Raw genomic sequence first — 16,863 nt, forward strand, 5'->3', positions numbered from 1 at the left:
GTCTTTTTGACGCATCTGCCGACATGGCTTTTGCTTAATCGATTGTAGCGGCCGGATGGCTTGCCGACGCCTTGCCTTTCGCACTGCAGCATCATATCGCTCCACAGTCGGACGCGGCGGAACTTTCCGTTTCGCCAATCTTTCCAATCTCCTGCAACCGGAGAGCAAAGCATGACCAAGTGGGTTTTCACCTTTGGCGATGGTGCGGCGGAAGGCCGTGCCGGCGACAAGAATCTGCTGGGCGGCAAGGGCGCCAACCTGGCCGAGATGTGCAGCCTGGGCCTGCCGGTGCCGCCGGGCTTCACCATCACCACCGAGGTCTGCAACGCCTACTATGCCAATGGCCGCACCTATCCGGAAGGGTTGGAAGCGGATGTCGCGGTCGCGCTCGATCAAATCGGCCGGCTGACCGGCCGCCGGTTCGGCGATCCGTCGAAACTGCTGCTGGTGTCGGTGCGTTCGGGGGCTCGCGCCTCGATGCCCGGCATGATGGATACCGTGCTCAATCTCGGGCTGAACGACGAGACGGTCGAGGCGCTGGCCGCCGATTCCGGCGATGCGCGCTTTGCCTATGACAGCTACCGCCGCTTCATCCAGATGTATTCCGATGTCGTGATGGGCCTCGACCATGAGGTGTTCGAGGAAATCCTCGAAGACCAGAAGGGCGGGCTTGGCCATGAGCTCGACACCGAACTGACTGCGCTCGAATGGCAAGGCGTCATCGCGCTCTACAAGGCCAAGGTCGAGGAAGAACTCGGCAGGCCGTTTCCGCAGGATCCGCATGAGCAGCTCTGGGGCGCCATCGGCGCCGTGTTTTCGAGCTGGATGAACAACCGCGCCATCACCTATCGGCGCCTGCACGACATTCCCGAAAGCTGGGGCACGGCGGTCAATGTCCAGGCCATGGTGTTCGGCAATATGGGCGAAACCTCGGCCACAGGCGTTGCCTTCACCCGCAATCCGTCGACCGGCGAAAAGATGCTTTATGGCGAGTTCCTGGTGAACGCGCAGGGCGAGGACGTCGTTGCCGGCATCCGCACGCCGCAAAACATCACCGAGGCAGCGCGCATTGCCGCCGGATCGGACAAGCCGTCCTTGCAGAAGCTGATGCCGGACGCCTTCCAGTCCTTCGTCACCATCTCCGACCGTCTGGAGAAGCACTACCGCGACATGCAGGATCTCGAATTCACAATCGAGCGCGGCAAATTGTGGATGCTGCAGACCAGATCCGGAAAGCGCACCGCCAAGGCGGCGTTGAAGATCGCGGTCGAAATGGCTCGCGACAAGCTGATTACCAAGGAGGAGGCGGTCGCTCGCATCGATCCGGCCTCGCTCGACCAGCTGCTGCATCCGACCATCGATCCGAAGGCCGCGCGTGACGTCATCGGCATCGGGCTGCCCGCTTCTCCCGGTGCCGCCACCGGCGAGATCGTGTTTTCCTCCACTGACGCCGAGGAGTTGAAGACGCAAGGGCGCAAGGCGATCCTGGTGCGCATCGAAACCAGTCCCGAAGACATTCACGGCATGCATGCGGCGGAGGGCATCTTGACCACGCGCGGCGGCATGACCAGTCACGCCGCGGTCGTCGCGCGCGGCATGGGCAAGCCTTGCGTGTCGGGCGCCGGCTCGCTGCGTGTCGACTACAAGGCCGGCACGCTGATGGCGATGGGCTCGACCTTCCGCAAGGGAGACATCGTCACCATCGACGGCAGCAATGGCCAGGTGCTGAAGGGTGCCGTGTCGATGCTGCAGCCGGAACTGTCCGGCGATTTCGCTGCCATCATGGAGTGGGCGGACGCCGTGCGCCGCATGAAGGTGCGCACCAATGCCGAAACGCCGCTCGACGCGCGCATGGCGCGCTCCTTCGGCGCCGAAGGCATCGGGCTTTGCCGCACCGAGCACATGTTCTTCGATGGCGACCGCATCGTCGCCATGCGCGAGATGATCCTGGCCGACACCGAAAAGGACCGGCGCACGGCGCTCGCCAAGCTGCTGCCGATGCAGCGCTCGGATTTCCTTGAACTGTTCGAGATCATGGCCGGCCTGCCGGTGACGATCCGCCTGCTCGATCCGCCGCTGCACGAATTCCTGCCCAAGACCGAGGCGGAAGTCGCCGAGGTCGCCGCGGCCATGAAGGTGTCGCCGGACAAGCTCCGGCAGCGCACCGAGGCGCTGCACGAGTTCAACCCGATGCTCGGTCATCGCGGCTGCCGCCTGGCTGTCTCCTATCCCGAGATCGCCGAGATGCAGGCGCGCGCCATTTTCGAGGCGGCCGTCGAGGCCGGCAAGAAGGCGGGCGCGCTTGTGGTTCCGGAGATCATGGTGCCGCTGGTCGGCCTGGTGAAGGAACTCGACTACGTCAAGGCGCGCATCGATGCCGTCGCCAAGAGCGTCATGGAGGAAACCGGCGTCAAGATCGACTACCTCACCGGCACGATGATCGAACTGCCGCGCGCCGCGATCCGCGCCCATGTCATCGCGGCTACGGCCGAGTTCTTCTCCTTCGGCACCAACGACCTGACCCAGACCACATTCGGCATTTCGCGCGACGATGCGGCCTCGTTCCTGGAGACCTACCGCCAGAAGGGCATTATCGACCAGGATCCGTTCGTCTCGCTCGACATCGACGGCGTTGGCGAACTGGTGCGCATGGCTGCCGAAAAGGGCAGGGCGACGCGGCCCAACATCAAGCTCGGCATCTGTGGCGAACATGGCGGCGACCCGGCCTCGATCCGCTTTTGCGAAGAGGTTGGCCTCGACTACGTGTCCTGCTCGCCCTATCGCGTGCCAATCGCGAGGTTGGCGGCCGCGCAGGCGGCGGTGCTGGTTGCTAGGTCGAATCCAGGAAAAGTGTGAAGCGCTTTTCCCGGGAAAAGCGCATCGCTATTTCCCTCAGGGAATTGCGTCAAAAACAGTTAGAGGCAGGCCGCGGATAGGATCCAGTCAGGTCGAGCTTACCGTTTTGTAAGGCAAGTCACACGAACGTGCTGACGGCATCGCCTAGTCTCGACAATATCTCGACAATGTTTCCGGGTATTTTGCGGGCATCCCGCCAATTGCCCGGAAACAGATATTGCAGACGTCACCCACGCCGTTTCACTCGATCTTGATCATCCAAACGAAGTTCATTGGAGATCTCGTCTTGGCCTCGGCGCTCTCCGAAAACCTGCGGCTGGAATTCCCCAGCGCCAGGCTCGTATTTCTGTGCGAGGCGCGCTTCGCGAGCTTCGTGATCGCCCATGGCATCGCTTCCGAGGTGGTCACATTCAGGCGCGCCCACATGCGCGGCACCCCCCTGGAGCGTGGGAAAGAGCTCTACGCCATGGTGCGGGCGTTGCGCCGCTTCCGCTTCGACCTGACGATCGACCTGACCGATTCAAAGACGTCGCGCATCATCACCGGGCTCGTCAACGCAAGGACCCGCGTCGGCTACAATCCGACCGAGCGGCCCTTGCGTCTGCTGGAGCGGCAGCCTGCCAATGTCTTTGCCGAGCCCTTTGGTTTTGGTGGCCAGCATTTTCTGTACCGCTATCTTTCGCCACTCCAGGCGCTTGGCCTCGGTCTCCACGTGACGGTTCCAAGCATTCAACCGCTGCCGTTCGAGACGGCGAAAGCGTTGGCGTTGCTGGACCGGCATCATCTTCACCCAAACGCCTTCATCGCTGTGCATGCGGGTGCAAGCTTCGAGGGGCGACGTTGGCCACCTGAGCGGTTTGCCGCGGCGATAAGCGAGATTGCGGGCGAAACCGGCCTGGATGTCGTCCTGGTTGGCGGCCCGGACGAGCGACAGATTGCCGAACGGATCGTCGCCGAGACGGCGTCACCTGTCGTCAATCTCGTTGGAACGCTGTCGCTTGAAGCGTTGCTGGCGGTGCTTGAACAGGCCAGGCTGTTTCTCGGCAATGAGAGCGGCCCGATGCACATGGCTGCAGCAGCCGGAATCCCGGTTGTCGGGCTCTTCGGCTTGACGCCGCCGTCGCAGTGGGGTCCCGTTGGCGTGCCGAGTATAGCGCTTCGGCCGCCGATGCCTTGCAAATGCGTGGCCAGCGACCGATGCGGCCAGCCGGATTTCGGCAAGGCCTACTGCGTCTGGCGACTGGAAGTCAAACCTGTTGTCGATGCGGTGCGCGAACTCCTTTCGCGCACCGGCGTGAAGCTGGAGCGCGCCATCTAAGTTCACGCGTAGCGCGGACAACAACCGCTATCGCGGTCGCGGAATGGGCCGTTCTCCGCACGGACGGTCAAATTGTCGCGCCGGGCGCTTTTCTGCTATGCACCATCCCAATTTCCGCCTTCATGCGGGTCTTGGGATACCCCCTTGAAACGACCGTCAGGAATTCGGTTTGATGCACCTGCTGCAAAAAAATCTCTGCATGATCGCCATGTCGCTGGCCGTCATGTCCAGCGGCCATGCCTCGCCGCTCGTCGAGCCCACGCTGCACATCAGGCCGGAGGCAGGCGGAGCCGGCCGCGTTGCGCTCACGCTCGATGCCTGCGGTGGACAGACCGACAGCCGGATCCTTTCGGCACTGGTCGAAAACAAGATCCCGGCCACTATTTTCGTGACCGGCATCTGGCTGAAGCGAAACGCCGCCGCCATCGAGATCCTGCGGGCGCATCCCGACCTGTTCGAGCTGGAAAATCATGGCGGCCATCATATCCCGGCGGTCGACACGCCGCAGAAGATCTACGGCATCCGCAGCGCCGGCAGCCCTGACGCCGTTCTGGCCGAGGTCGAGTCGGGTGCCGCGGCTCTTGCCAGGACCGGTGAGCCGGCGCCGAAATGGTTTCGTGGCGCGACCGCCGAATACAGCCCGTCGGCCATCGCCATGATCCGCAAGCTCGGCTTCAAGATCGCCGGCTTCTCGATAAACGGCGACGGTGGTTCTTTGCTCGGCGCCAAGGAAACCGCACGGCGCATTGCAGCGGCCAAGGACGGCGACGTCATCATCTCGCACATCAACCAGCCGACCCATGCGGCCGGTGAAGGCGTGGTGCAGGGGCTTCTGGCGCTCAAGGAAAAAGGGCTGACTTTCGTACGGCTCGACGATGCCGACGGCATTGGCAACAACGGCACCACGGACTGAGGCTGCGTTGATATTCAGCCGGCCTTGCAGACGGCTGGTACGTGCGCTTCCGGTGCTCACGCAAAAATTGGCAATCACGGCGCCACGGATTGACCGAAAACCAGGCCTGTAGGCGCTCTTGTTACTTTTGAAGCTCAGCCCGGCTTGGCTTCGATGCTGACCTTGCTGGCGTAGAACGCGCCGTGGTTGCGGATTTCAGCCATTTCGTCGAAAGGCCGCTCGTAAGCCCACATTGCATTCTGGCCGGCCTCGCCGGCAGGCAGCACGCTCCAATAGCTGGCATCGCCCTTGTACGGACAATGGCTCGAGTGTTCCGTGCTGGAGAGCTTGCCGAAATCGATATCGGCGAACGGAATATAGAAGACCGCGGGATAGGGGGCCTCGGTCAGCACCCTGGCTTTCGTGGAGGAGGCGACAACTATGTCGCCTGCGCGCACAGTGACTGTGCCGATGTAAGGCTCGATGGCAATGACCTTGTTCGGATTGCGTTGAAAGCCGAGTGCCGGGTTGGCGATCTGATCCATGCGGGGGTCTCCTTTGCCTCGACCTTAAGGTGTGTCGCGCAAGCGCATTGCGCAAGGGCCGGCTGTCAGCAGTGACACACAAGTCGCTTGCCCGGGCCTGGGGCCGGCTGATCACGCCCTTGAAGGCTCGTCCGCTTTGATGGTCAGGCGGCGGCCTTGAACGCGTCCATGAGTCCGGCATAGGCGGCTGCGATGCCGGCCACCGGGTTGCTGCTTCTCGATACGGTCTCGACCTTCAGGTGGCCACCACCGGTTGGCAAGGTGAGCAGCAGGAACTGGCGATTGCCGCCGTCGCCGATGGATGCGGCCGCGACGTGCTGGCCCGAGCCTTCGTTCTGGACGCACATCTTGAACAGCAGCGTGCCGCCGACCGCTTCGAGCGCGCCGCCGACAACTTGAACAAATTCGTCTTCGGAAACCGTCTTCGTATCCGGCCCCAGATCGGCCAGACTTTCGGCAAGCGTATTTTCAAGCGCCTTGTCGTCGAGCTGCGCGTCCATGCGAACCTCTTTCAGCCGCCAATCGCCCCTTGCCCGTTAACGAAGCTTAACGCCGACGATGGCCGGATTGTGGCGGCGGTTTTCTCGGCTAGGCCGATCAATGCAGCGCTTGCCTGTGCTGGTGGCTGGACAATCCGCCGGTTCGCTCCACAATGGCACGAAAAGCATAGCGCAAAGCGTAGGGGAGGAACCAATGCTGGGACTGATGCAGGAATGGCCGCTGCTTTGCCATAAACTCATCGACAATGCCGAGCGGCAGCATGGTGTGCGCGAGATCGTGTCGCGCTCGATCGAGGGGCCGATCGTTCGCACCAGCTATACCGACATCCATCGCCGTGCCCTTAAGGTCGCCCAGCGGCTGGAACGTGACGGCTATCGCCTGGGCGACCGTATCGCCACGCTTGCCTGGAACACGGCGCGCCACCTCGAGGCCTGGTACGGCATCATGGGCATCGGCGCCATCTACCATACGCTCAATCCGCGCCTGTTTCCCGAACAGATCGTCTGGATCATGAACCATGCCGAGGACAAGGCTGTCTTCGTCGACCTGACCTTCATGCCGCTGCTCGAGAAGATCGCCGGCGCCGTCAAGTCGCTGAAACAGGTCATCGTGCTGACCGACAGGGCGCACATGCCGCCGACGACACTGCCGAACGTGGTTGCCTATGAGGAATGGCTTGATGAGGCGGATGGTGACTTCGCCTGGAAGACCTTCGACGAAGGCACGGCCGCCGGCATGTGCTACACGTCGGGGACCACGGGCGATCCGAAGGGCGTCGTCTACAGCCACCGTTCGAACGTTCTGCATGCCATGATCGCCGCCATGCCCGACGCCATGGGCCTGTCGTCGCGCGATACCATCTTGCCGGTCGTGCCGATGTTCCACGCCAATGCCTGGGGTCTCGGCCAGAGCGGGCCGATGATCGGCGCCAAGCTGGTCATGCCCGGCTGCAAGATGGACGGCGCCTCGATCTATGAACTGCTCGACACAGAGAAGGTGACCTTCAGCGCTGCCGTGCCGACCGTATGGATGATGCTGCTGCAGCATCTGGAGGACACCGGCAAGAAGCTTCCCTATTTGAACAAGGTGGTCATCGGCGGTTCGTCCTGCCCGCGTGCGATCATGACCAGGTTTCAAGAGAATTACGATGTCCAGGTCATCCATGCCTGGGGCATGACCGAAATGTCACCGCTCGGCACGCTGTGCACCTTGAAGCCGGACTATGCCGGTCTCCAGGGTGAAGCCCGGCTTGATGTGCAGCAGAAACAGGGCTACCCGCCCTTCGGCGTCGAAATGAAGGTGACCGACGACGACGACAATGCACAGCCCTGGGATGGCAAGACATTTGGCCGCTTGAAAGTGCGCGGACCGGCTGTTGCCCGCGCCTACTATGGCGGTGTTGGCTCGGAGCAGTTCGACGGGGACGGTTGGTTCGATACCGGCGACGTCGCTCATATCGACGCCGGCGGCTATATGCAGATCACCGATCGCGCCAAGGACGTCATCAAGTCCGGCGGCGAATGGATTTCAACCATCGACCTCGAGAATCTGGCTGTCGGTCACCCCGATGTCGCAGAGGCAGCAGCCATCGGCGTCCATCATTCGAAATGGGGCGAGCGGCCGTTGCTGGTCGTTGTTCGCAAGCCGGGCAAGGAGCCGACCAAGGCGGACATTCTCGACTTCATGGATGGCAAGGTCGCCAAATGGTGGATGCCGGACGATGTCGCCTTCGTCGGCGAAATACCGCACACCGCCACCGGCAAGATCCAGAAGATCACCTTGCGTCAGCAATTCAGGGACTATCGCTTGCCGACGGATTGACGTGAATGTTGCGTGTTTCGGCTTCAAGCCGCCACCAAAAGGTTCTAGAGCAATTCCAGGAAAAGTGTGAAACGGTTTTCCGTCCGGAATTGCGTCAAAACAAATAGACAGAGTGGTTCGGCGTTTCCATGAAGCGGTGAACCGCTCTAAGTCTTCGTTCGGGTTGGGGCAGCGCAGAAAACAATGGTTAGCATTCCCGAACGGCAAACGTCGAGGGCGGCCGGCTGGTCGCGGCGCACCGGGGCCTTTTCAGCGGTGTTGCTGCTGACCGTTTTCGTCGGCCATCGCTTCGACCTCGTCGAGACGCCTGTTTTCCTGTGGGTGCTGGGTATTGTCGCGCTGCTGGCGGCCCTGGCGTTGTTGTTTGCCGGGTTTGCCTTTTCGCGGCTGTGGAACTTTGGCGACCTTGGCGGCCGCGACCTGACAGTCGGTGCGTTGCTGGCGCTGCTTGTGCTCGTACCCTATGGCGTTGCCGCCTACTGGGCGACAATCTATCCGCCGCTCAGGGATATCTCGACGGATTTCGACGAGCCCCCCGCGCTCGACGTCAGCGACCGGACGAAGGACATGAATGTGCTCTCGCCGTCGACGCCAGGCGAACAGCGGTTGCAGACCGAGAGCTATCCGCTGGTCAGCGGACGCAGCTACGACCTGCCGTTCGACACTGTCGTGGATGCCGTCGAAACCGTGCTTGACCGGCGCGATTGGGATCTTACCGAACCTTATCCGGACCTCAGGGGACAAAGCGAGGTGACGATTGCCGCGGTGGCCAAGGGTTTCGTCCTCGGTCTTCCCGCCGACGTGGCGATCCGCGTGACCGATGACGGGGACACGATCATCGTCGACATGCGGTCAGCCTCTCGCTACGGCCGCTACGACCTCGGCGACAATGCCGCGCGTATCGTTGATTTCCTCGCCGAACTCGACCAGGAAGTCGCCGGCCAGGTCGGCGCGGCTCCGGCCGAATGAACCCAAAGGCATCCTGCGGCCAATCGCTGACGCCGTGGAATTGGTAGGTAAGTTTGCGGCGGACTATTCGGCCGAGTCGAATCTGCCTTCCAGCAGGACAGTCGCCACCGGTCCAAGCGGATCGGCGATCCGGCTCTCCAGGAGCTCGATGAGTTTGTGCCCGACATCCGCCATATCCACGGATTGAACGTCGATCTTCGCCGGCAGGAAGCGGGCCAGCCGCGTGTTGTCACGGGCGACGATGTGGACGTCTCTGCCCGGCACCAGACCTCGCCTGCCGAGAGCGTGCAACGCTCCCAAGAGTCCCAGTTCGTTGGCGCATGCCAAGCCGGTCGGTGGATCTGACGATGCCAGCAATCGATCGAACCAGTCTGCGCTGGATTCCATCGTGAACGTGCCGTGGCCGATCAGCGATTGGTCGACTGGAATGCCGGCTTCGGCCATAGCCTTTTCATAGCCTGAAAGGCGCATGGCGCTCGCCTGATCCTTCGGCACGAGGAGTTGCAGGGCAACGCGTCGGCATCCTTTGTCCAGAAGCCGCCGGGCGGCATCGTAGGCGATCTGCTCATTGTCGATGTCGACATAGGGATAGGCGATATCCAGATCGGTTCTTCCAAACGCGACGAACGGTATGCGTCGATCGAGCAGCAGCTCGACGCGGGGATCGCCCGAGACCATGCGCGTGATGATCAGGCCGTCTGCACTGCGCGCCCGGAGCAGTTGCTCTACACTTGCGACGGGATCGTCGTCGGGCGTCGTGGAATAGATCGACAGACTATAACCCGCTTGCCGCGCCGCCAGCGTCATGCCTTCGATCAGAGGAAGCTTTGCCAGATCGGACAGGTGTTCGCTTGTCTCCATCGGGAGCACTGCCGTCAGCGTCAGGGTTCGTCCGGTTCTGAGCGCACGACCGTGGTGATCCGGTACATAGCCTACCCTCAGCGCCACCTCCTTGACACGTGCGATGGTCAAGGGATGCACTTCCGGACCATCTTTCAGTGCGCGCGACACGGTGGTCACCGAAAGGGAAAGTTCCGCCGCGATCTGTTTTAGATTGGCCATGTCGCCCGACTATGTTGCGAAAACGCCGGCTGGTTTGCTTGGCATCGTAACGTTACCGGATTCGACCCAACGGTCAAATCCGGGCTCACCAAGCCTGCTCGAATTCTACTTGACTTTTAACTCTCTCGCGGCAATCGTAACGTTACGATTGCAAAAAATCGACATAAACGACATCGCTCGATCCTGGGAGGAGAACACATGTCCTGGCTACCACGCATTTTTTTGACGGCAATCGCAGTCTCGGCTGCAATGCCCGTCTCTGCCCAAACAGTCACCATCACGACCGCAGGCGGGGACTACGGCAACGCCATTAAGGAGGCCATGTGGGCACCCGCTGCAAAAGAGCTGGGCTATGAGGTCCGCGAAGAGACGCAGAGCGACGGCCTGGCCGCCCTGAAGATGCAGGTCACCGCGGGGGCGGTCACGACGGACATCATCCACCTCGGTTCGCCGGAAGGCGCGCAGGCGGCCACGCAGTCGCTGCTGGAGCCGCTCGACTACAAGATCATCGATCCCAAATCCGTGCCGGCCGGCGCAAAGTCTGACTACTGCTATCCGTTCGACTCCTATGGCACCGTCATGTCATGGAGCACCAAGACCTATGGAGAGAATCCGCCGAAGACCTGGGCGGAGTTCTGGGACGTCGCCAAATTCCCGGGCCGGCGAGCGCTACGCGCCAATGCGCAGGACCTGATCGAAATCGCGCTGCTCTCCGATGGCGTGGCGCCGGCGGACGTCTATCCCACGCTCAGCACGCCGGACGGCCTGGAGCGCGCTATCAAGCGGCTCGAAGCGATCAAGCCGAATGTCTCTGTCTGGTGGACATCGGGAGCCCAATCCGCGCAGTTGCTGAAGGACGGCGAGGCGGATCTGGTCGTCACGTGGAACGGACGAGCGGAGACCGTGAAAGAAGATGGCGGCGCGGCTGACTACACGTTCAAGGGCTCCGTCGTCGGCACGGACTGCCTCGGGGTACCGAAGGGAGCGCCGAACAAGGAAGCGGCCATGAAACTGATCGCCGCCATGACGCAGCCAGCACGGGTGGCGAAGCTGACCGATTTCATTGCATACGGCCCGGTCAACCCTGCAGCATACGAGGGGGGCCTTATCCCGAAGGACCGTCTGAAGACCCTGGCGACTGCGCCTGAAAATGCAGCCACGTCGGTGTTCTCGAATGCCGACTGGTGGGTCAAGAACGGCGAGGCCGCTCAAAAGGCCTTCGACGAAATGATGAACTAAGGCTCAATTCGTCATCTTAAAGCATGATCCCGAAAAGTGAATCCGGTCTCGCTGGAGTCTGTGATGAAGTCGTTCCCGATCACCATCGACAGCGTGCGCAAGGCCTACGGGTCCTTCGTCGCGCTGGACGATGTTTCGCTCGACATTCGCGCTGGCGAGTTCCTCACCCTTTTGGGGCCTTCCGGATCGGGCAAGACCACGCTGCTCATGGCTCTGGCCGGCTTTGTCCGGCCCGACCGAGGTAAACTCCTGCTGGGGGATCGGGACATCACTCGCTTGGCCCCCAACAAGCGCGACATCGGCATAGTGTTCCAGAACTACGCCCTGTTTCCCCATATGAACGTCCTGGCCAATGTCGAGTACCCGTTGGCGCTGCGCAAGACTCCAAAAGCCGAAGCCCGTCAGCGGGCCCTCGACGCCTTGGCCCGCGTGAAACTGGAAGGTCTGTCCGAGCGCAACATTGCCGCCCTGTCCGGTGGTCAGCGCCAGAGGGTGGCGCTGGCGCGGGCCATCGTCTTCGAACCGCGCGTGATGTTGATGGACGAGCCGCTGTCGGCGCTCGACAAGAATCTGCGCGAGACCATGCAGCATGAGATCCGGCGGCTTCACGATGATCTGGGGGTCACCACGGTCTATGTGACGCACGACCAGCGCGAAGCGTTGACCATGTCCGACCGGGTCGCGGTTATGAATACCGGCCGCATCGAGCAAATCGACCCGCCGCAGCGAATTTACGATCGTCCATCGACCCGCTTCGTCGCGGAATTCATGGGCGAGGCCAACATCATGGCGCCGGGTGCAGTGCGCAAGATCGGTGGCGCTGACGCATCACGCGAGACCCTGGTGATCCGCGCGGAAAGCTTCCATCTGGATGCGAAGCTGGTCGGGCAAGACGGCGTGGCGCTCGAAGGAACGTTGCGCGCCAAGGCATTTCGCGGCGAAAACTGGCTTCTCACTCTGGCGCTTGACGGTGGTCAAGAGGTTCTTGCCAGTATTCCGGCAACGCTGGCCGCCGGCTGCGCCGAACTTGCTACCGGCCAGCGGGTGACCGCGTATGCGCCAGCGGAGAAGATTCATGCCCTGCCGGGAGCGGGAGCGTGACCGTGACCGGTACCTTGGATCCCGGGCTCGCGGCGGACGCGCGGCGTGAGCGCCGGTTCTTCCTCTCGCTTTCCTTGCCGGCGCTGTTCATCGTTGGGCTTGCGGCGGTACTGCCCATCCTTTGGATCATCCGCGAATCCTTCCTCACCACGGGGGGTGAGTACACCGTCGGCAACTACGAGAAGGTGCTTTCGAGTGGCCTGACATGGTCGGCACTCCTCACAACCCTTGAACTTTCCCTCGGCACACTGGCGATCTGCATTTTTCTTGGTATCCCCCTGGCCCTCGCTCTGGCCAGCGCCAGACCAAGGGTGGCCAACGTGCTGATGGCCTTCGTCATGCTGCCATTGTGGACCTCTATTCTGGTGCGTACGTATGGCTGGCTGGTGCTCTTGCGCCGCGATGGCTTGATCAACGCAGCCTTGACAGGTTCAGGCCTCACAGCGGAGCCATTGCCGCTGGTCTACAATTTCACCGGGACGCTCATCGGCATGGCTCACTACATGCTGCCGCTGTTCTTGCTGCCTGTTTATGCCGCCATGCGCGATATCGACGCAAATCTCGTTCGCGCCTCGGCGAGCATGGGAGCCACTCTCGGACAGGCGATCCGCACGGTCGTTCTGCCCCTTTCGGCCGGCGGCATCTTCTCGGGTTCGATCATCGTCTTCATCTACACCATAGGTTTTTTCATCACGCCGGCGGTACTTGGCGGCGGCAAGGTAAATCCCCTTTCCACCCGGATCGAGCGCACGCTGTCGACCTTTCAGGATTGGGGTTCGGCGAGCGTTCTGGGGATTCTGCTTCTCGTTCTTATGTGCCTGATCGGCGTGATGTTCCTGACGGCAAGGCGACTGTTGATGCTCAACAGGGTCGACACAGCCCATGCTTGAAGCTTATCCGGACAACAGGTTGGCCCGCATCCTCCTGCGGAGCTTTTCCGCGCTCGTCTTGTCGTTCTTGATGCTGCCGACGCTGGTGGTTGTGCCACTCTCGTTTTCGGCCTCCAATCTTCTCGAGTTTCCGCCGCGCGCATACTCGTTTCGCTGGTACGAGAATTTCTTTGGTTCGGCGACATGGATGGCTGCGCTCAGGGTGAGCCTGATCCTCGGGACACTGACAGCGATGATCGCAGTACCTCTGGGGCTGTTGGCCTGCATCTCGATGAATCGGCTCGGCGGAAAGGCCGCGGTAAGCATTCAGGGCGTTCTGCTCACCCCGTCCATCGTGCCGGGAATCCTGCTGGCGATCGGTCTCTTTTTCGTACTGGCAGCGCAACATCTGGTTGGAACGCTGTTCGGCGTGCTGGTCGGGCATGTGGTGCTGGCCATTCCGGTCGCGTGCATTGTGTTGTTGCCCGCTCTCGCCCGCTTTGACTGGAATCAGGTTCAGGCGGCGCGCAGCCTTGGTGCAGATTGGGCGCGAGCCATTGGCGGCATCATTGTTCCGCAACTTCAGATCAGCTTGTTGTCGGCCACATTGATGGCCTTCCTGACTTCGCTCGACGAGTCCGTCATTTCGATCTTCGTCGCAAGCGGCCAAAACAGTACGCTGCCGAAGCTCATGTTCCTGTCGCTGCGCGATCAGATCGATCCGACCATCGCGGCGATCTCGACGGTGTGGACCGCCATCGTCGTGGCCGCTGTCTTGATCGTGACCCTTCGCCAAAAACCCTGACTGAGACTGGAAAGATGCCTATCAATCATCATCTAGCGGACGATCTGGCGGATCATTCAATACCCCAGGTGGGATTGGCGATCATTACCGGGTCCGCAAACTGGGGGCTTGCTTTCCCGGAAGACGTCGAAGTCGATGGCGTGCGCACCTTGCGGCGCGACATGAGTTTTGAAACGCCTTTCGGTCGCACCGACAACTGGAAGCTGCTTGAGTTCGATGCATCAATTACCGCCGAGGGCAAAACGAAACGTGCGTTGTGCATGTATTCGCACGGCAATCCCCGGGACCACATCGATCATTCCTGCCATCGCCGGGCGTTCTGGGTATTGATGCGCGCGGGTGTCAGGCAAGTCCTCTCCTGCTCGACCATTGGCGCCGTCAACAAGGCGATCAAGCCCGGCGACATGGTGGTGAACGCCGATATCATCGAGCTGACGCAGACCCCGTTTTCACTCCTTCCCGGCCGTCAGAGCTTCGACTGCTCCGGCAAGCAGATCGTATGTCCAAGATGTGCGGCAGTTCTGGCCGAAACGGCCCGCCGTCATTGGCCAGCCGAATTCCGCGTTCATGGCATCGAACAGCAGTTGGTCGCGGCCCACTGTTACGGGCCGCGACTGACCACTCCGGCCGAAGCCTTGGCGTTTCGAGGCATGGGAGCGGATGTGCTCAATCATTCGATCGCCCCTGAGGCGACCTTGTCGCGAGAGATCGGCGCGTGTTTCGTGCCCTGTGCGTTCGTGACGGCAGGTTTCAACGACTACATGGATCGTAATCGGCAGCAGCTTCTGCAGGAGGACGTGTTGCCGAACCTCTCAATGACAGCCTCGCGGGTCGCGCTGGAGACCGCGGCACGGCTTCCTGCCAATTCTGAATGCTCTTGCCAGGGCTTGAAGTCGCCTCAACCAGCAGGGCGGTCCAGCCGTTTCTAATTGTATGAGGGTGTAGATTGAACTCGTGCCGAAGTCTTAGCCAACCGGCCTGAAAATGCCGTCAATGGCCGGTGCGGCGTCTGTCACGACCAGACCGCGCGCCACCAGGTCCTCGAGATGGGCAAGCACCGACAATCCGGCAGCGCCATGCAGCCGCGGGTCGGTATCGCGATAGATCGCCTTGACCATGTCTGCGATCGTCCGGTCGCCGGCTCTGACCCGCTCCAGGATGGCGCGCTCGCGCATCTTGCGATGCGTTTTCAACCCGCGCATGAAACCACGCGGTGCCGTCACCGGTCCGCCATGTCCGGGCAGCAGCAAGCGGTCTCCACGTTCGATCAGTCGGTCCAGCGAGGCCATATAGTCGGCCATCGCCCCATCCGGCGGCGCGACGATGGACGTCGCCCACGCCATGACATGATCGGCCGAAAACAGGATCCCGGTTCCTTCCAGCGCGAATGCCGCGTGATTGGCCGTGTGGCCCGGGGTCAGGACCGTCCTGATCGACCAGCCGTCGCCGTCGACCACCTTGTCGTCGGGCAGTGCGATATCGGGAGCGAAAGCCGTATCGGCACTGGCGTCGAGCGCGTTTGTCTCGCCGATATGCAGGGATCTTGCGGGGCGATGCGGTCCCTCTGCCAGTACGGCGGCGCCGGTGCGCTCCTTCAGCCGGACCGCCAGCGGGGAATGATCGCGATGCGTGTGGCTGACGAAGATATGGCTGACCGGCCGGCCTGCGATCACGTCGAGCAGCACCTGCAGATGCGCCTCGTCATCCGGCCCCGGATCGATCACCGCCAGCGTGTCGCGGCCAACGATGTAGCTGTTGGTGCCGTGAAAGGTGAAGGGGCTTGGGTTGCGGGCCGTGATGCGCTGGATATCAGGCGCGACGCTCACCCCCTGGCCATAGACGGGGTCGAAGCCGGTGTCGAATTTGAGAGCCATGGCAGGTGTATCGGTGCTTTGTTTGAGGAGACGGCAAAACCGATTGCCGCATAACACGCAAGCCAATATAGGAGAACGCGAGGCCGCGAACATAAGATGCGGCAATCGGATTGGGGAATATCATGGCAATTGCAACGACGATGGGTCCGCTTGTGTCTCTGGCTTTGCCGCAGAAGGGCGCGGCGCGGCTGGCAACGCAGCTTTTCCTGGCGATCGCCGGAACGCTGCTGCTGACCCTGTCGGCCAAAACCAAGGTGATGCTCGGGCCGGTCGACATTTCAATGCAGACGCTGGCCGTGTTGCTGATCGCCGCCGCCTTCGGCATGCGTCTCGGCGTCGCCACCTTGCTGCTCTACATGGCGGAGGGCGCGATGGGCTTTCCGGTCTTCCAGAGCACCCCGGAAAAGGGTATCGGCATTGCTTACATGCTCGGCTCCACCGGCGGCTATCTCTGCGGTTTCGTGGTCATGGCGGCCATTGTCGGTTGGGCCGCCGATCGCGGCTGGGACCGCCATCCGATCAAGCTTTTCAACGCGATGCTGGTTGCCGAAGTCGTCATGATGGCCATGGGCTTTGCCTGGCTGGCGCTGCTGATCGGCCCCGAAAAGTCGTGGCAGTTCGGCGTCGTGCCGTTCATCGTCGGCGATTTGATCAAGGTTGCCCTTGCGGCAAGCCTGGTGCCGGCCGTGTGGTCGCTGCTGAAGCGCGGCTGAACCCAGGGGGCGATCGAGGACCGGACGGGCGCTTCGGATGAAGGTTCTGGTCACCGGCGCGGCCGGCTTCATCGGCCATCACGTGTCGAAGCGTCTGCTGGAGCGCGGCGACGAGGTTGTCGGCATCGACAACGTCAACAGCTACTACGATCCGCAGATCAAGGAGGCGAGGCTGCGGCTGCTGGAGGAGGTGAGCCGCAAGACCAATGCGGGCTATCATTTCATCCGCGGCAATCTTGCCGACAAAGGCGTGGTCGACGGCTGCTTTGCCGACCACGCCTTCGACCGGGTGATCCAT

General features: G+C 61.8%; 16 protein-coding genes. 12 read left to right on the forward strand and 4 right to left on the reverse strand.

Translation table 11 applies throughout. From position 1 onward, the window contains the following. The first annotated feature begins 171 nt into the window (after positions 1-171). From ppdK to AC1D10_RS17995, 3 genes are all read left to right on the forward strand, one after another. Positions 172-2,856, forward strand: coding sequence for a pyruvate, phosphate dikinase (gene ppdK, locus AC1D10_RS17985; RefSeq protein WP_477274065.1), 2,685 nt, complete (start codon positions 172-174; stop codon positions 2,854-2,856). A 214-nt stretch (positions 2,857-3,070) separates the two neighbouring features. Beyond that, positions 3,071-4,174: a glycosyltransferase family 9 protein gene (locus tag AC1D10_RS17990; protein WP_477274146.1), complete on the forward strand. Its 1,104-nt coding sequence runs from the start codon at positions 3,071-3,073 to the stop codon at positions 4,172-4,174. A 172-nt stretch (positions 4,175-4,346) separates the two neighbouring features. Beyond that, positions 4,347-5,087, forward strand: coding sequence for a polysaccharide deacetylase family protein (locus AC1D10_RS17995; protein ID WP_477274067.1), 741 nt, complete (start codon positions 4,347-4,349; stop codon positions 5,085-5,087). 134 nt (positions 5,088-5,221) lie between these two features. Here AC1D10_RS17995 and AC1D10_RS18000 read toward each other — a convergent pair whose 3' ends face one another. Together AC1D10_RS18000 and AC1D10_RS18005 are read right to left on the reverse strand one after the other, a co-directional pair. Next, positions 5,222-5,611, reverse strand: a complete 390-nt coding sequence (locus AC1D10_RS18000) for a DUF427 domain-containing protein (RefSeq protein ID WP_477274069.1) — start codon at positions 5,609-5,611, stop codon at positions 5,222-5,224. 143 nt (positions 5,612-5,754) lie between these two features. Continuing rightward, positions 5,755-6,111, reverse strand: a complete 357-nt coding sequence (locus AC1D10_RS18005) for a hypothetical protein (RefSeq protein WP_477274071.1) — start codon at positions 6,109-6,111, stop codon at positions 5,755-5,757. A 193-nt stretch (positions 6,112-6,304) separates the two neighbouring features. Here AC1D10_RS18005 and AC1D10_RS18010 point away from each other — a divergent pair, with 193 nt between their 5' ends. Continuing rightward, positions 6,305-7,933, forward strand: a complete 1,629-nt coding sequence (locus AC1D10_RS18010; protein WP_477274073.1) for a fatty-acid--CoA ligase — start codon at positions 6,305-6,307, stop codon at positions 7,931-7,933. Positions 7,934-8,116: 183 nt separating this feature from the next. Continuing rightward, a complete protein-coding gene (locus AC1D10_RS18015) occupies positions 8,117-8,902 on the forward strand; it encodes a DUF1499 domain-containing protein (RefSeq protein ID WP_477274075.1) in 786 nt (261 codons plus the stop codon). Between the two features lie 63 nt (positions 8,903-8,965). Here the strand turns inward: AC1D10_RS18015 and AC1D10_RS18020 are convergent, their stop codons facing one another. Further along, on the reverse strand, positions 8,966-9,964 hold the full coding sequence (locus AC1D10_RS18020) for a LacI family DNA-binding transcriptional regulator (RefSeq protein ID WP_477274077.1): 999 nt from the start codon (positions 9,962-9,964) through the stop codon (positions 8,966-8,968). Positions 9,965-10,285: 321 nt separating this feature from the next. On the opposite strand from AC1D10_RS18020, the gene AC1D10_RS18025 reads away from it, so the two are divergent. The 5 genes from AC1D10_RS18025 to AC1D10_RS18045 all read left to right on the forward strand — a co-directional run bounded on the left by AC1D10_RS18025 (position 10,286) and on the right by AC1D10_RS18045 (position 14,907). Beyond that, positions 10,286-11,203 (forward strand): ABC transporter substrate-binding protein, encoded by a 918-nt coding sequence (locus AC1D10_RS18025; RefSeq protein WP_477274079.1) that lies wholly within the window; start codon positions 10,286-10,288, stop codon positions 11,201-11,203. Between the two features lie 63 nt (positions 11,204-11,266). Beyond that, complete coding sequence (locus AC1D10_RS18030) at positions 11,267-12,304, forward strand: ABC transporter ATP-binding protein (protein WP_477274081.1); 1,038 nt, start codon at positions 11,267-11,269, stop codon at positions 12,302-12,304. Between the two features lie 2 nt (positions 12,305-12,306). Further along, positions 12,307-13,194: an ABC transporter permease gene (locus AC1D10_RS18035; RefSeq protein WP_477274083.1), complete on the forward strand. Its 888-nt coding sequence runs from the start codon at positions 12,307-12,309 to the stop codon at positions 13,192-13,194. Next, positions 13,187-13,978 (forward strand): ABC transporter permease, encoded by a 792-nt coding sequence (locus tag AC1D10_RS18040; protein ID WP_477274085.1) that lies wholly within the window; start codon positions 13,187-13,189, stop codon positions 13,976-13,978. The genes AC1D10_RS18035 and AC1D10_RS18040 overlap by 8 nt, the downstream gene beginning before the upstream one ends. Before the next feature lie 14 nt (positions 13,979-13,992). Continuing rightward, positions 13,993-14,907, forward strand: coding sequence for a phosphorylase family protein (locus AC1D10_RS18045; protein WP_477274087.1), 915 nt, complete (start codon positions 13,993-13,995; stop codon positions 14,905-14,907). Between the two features lie 36 nt (positions 14,908-14,943). On the opposite strand, the gene AC1D10_RS18050 is transcribed toward AC1D10_RS18045, so the two are convergent. After that, complete coding sequence (locus AC1D10_RS18050; RefSeq protein ID WP_477274089.1) at positions 14,944-15,852, reverse strand: MBL fold metallo-hydrolase; 909 nt, start codon at positions 15,850-15,852, stop codon at positions 14,944-14,946. A gap of 122 nt (positions 15,853-15,974) precedes the next feature. On the opposite strand from AC1D10_RS18050, the gene AC1D10_RS18055 reads away from it, so the two are divergent. Next, complete coding sequence (locus AC1D10_RS18055) at positions 15,975-16,565, forward strand: biotin transporter BioY (RefSeq protein WP_379105830.1); 591 nt, start codon at positions 15,975-15,977, stop codon at positions 16,563-16,565. A gap of 37 nt (positions 16,566-16,602) precedes the next feature. Continuing rightward, the coding region (locus AC1D10_RS18060) for a GDP-mannose 4,6-dehydratase (RefSeq protein ID WP_477274091.1) at positions 16,603-16,863 on the forward strand (261 nt) is incomplete at its 3' end.

It is taken from the genome of Mesorhizobium sp. P2_A8 (assembly GCF_056404935.1).

Coding starts and splice junctions, on each gene's coding strand:
- AC1D10_RS18045 (WP_477274087.1), top strand. CDS start 13,993: ATGCCTATCAATCATCATCTAGCGGACGATCTGGCGGATCATTCAATA.
- AC1D10_RS18020 (WP_477274077.1), bottom strand. CDS start 9,964: ATGGCCAATCTAAAACAGATCGCGGCGGAACTTTCCCTTTCGGTGACC.
- AC1D10_RS18050 (WP_477274089.1), bottom strand. CDS start 15,852: ATGGCTCTCAAATTCGACACCGGCTTCGACCCCGTCTATGGCCAGGGG.
- AC1D10_RS18055 (WP_379105830.1), top strand. CDS start 15,975: ATGGCAATTGCAACGACGATGGGTCCGCTTGTGTCTCTGGCTTTGCCG.
- AC1D10_RS17995 (WP_477274067.1), top strand. CDS start 4,347: ATGCACCTGCTGCAAAAAAATCTCTGCATGATCGCCATGTCGCTGGCC.
- AC1D10_RS18010 (WP_477274073.1), top strand. CDS start 6,305: ATGCTGGGACTGATGCAGGAATGGCCGCTGCTTTGCCATAAACTCATC.
- AC1D10_RS18025 (WP_477274079.1), top strand. CDS start 10,286: ATGTGGGCACCCGCTGCAAAAGAGCTGGGCTATGAGGTCCGCGAAGAG.
- ppdK (WP_477274065.1), top strand. CDS start 172: ATGACCAAGTGGGTTTTCACCTTTGGCGATGGTGCGGCGGAAGGCCGT.
- AC1D10_RS18030 (WP_477274081.1), top strand. CDS start 11,267: ATGAAGTCGTTCCCGATCACCATCGACAGCGTGCGCAAGGCCTACGGG.
- AC1D10_RS18000 (WP_477274069.1), bottom strand. CDS start 5,611: ATGGATCAGATCGCCAACCCGGCACTCGGCTTTCAACGCAATCCGAAC.
- AC1D10_RS18040 (WP_477274085.1), top strand. CDS start 13,187: ATGCTTGAAGCTTATCCGGACAACAGGTTGGCCCGCATCCTCCTGCGG.
- AC1D10_RS18015 (WP_477274075.1), top strand. CDS start 8,117: ATGGTTAGCATTCCCGAACGGCAAACGTCGAGGGCGGCCGGCTGGTCG.
- AC1D10_RS18005 (WP_477274071.1), bottom strand. CDS start 6,111: ATGGACGCGCAGCTCGACGACAAGGCGCTTGAAAATACGCTTGCCGAA.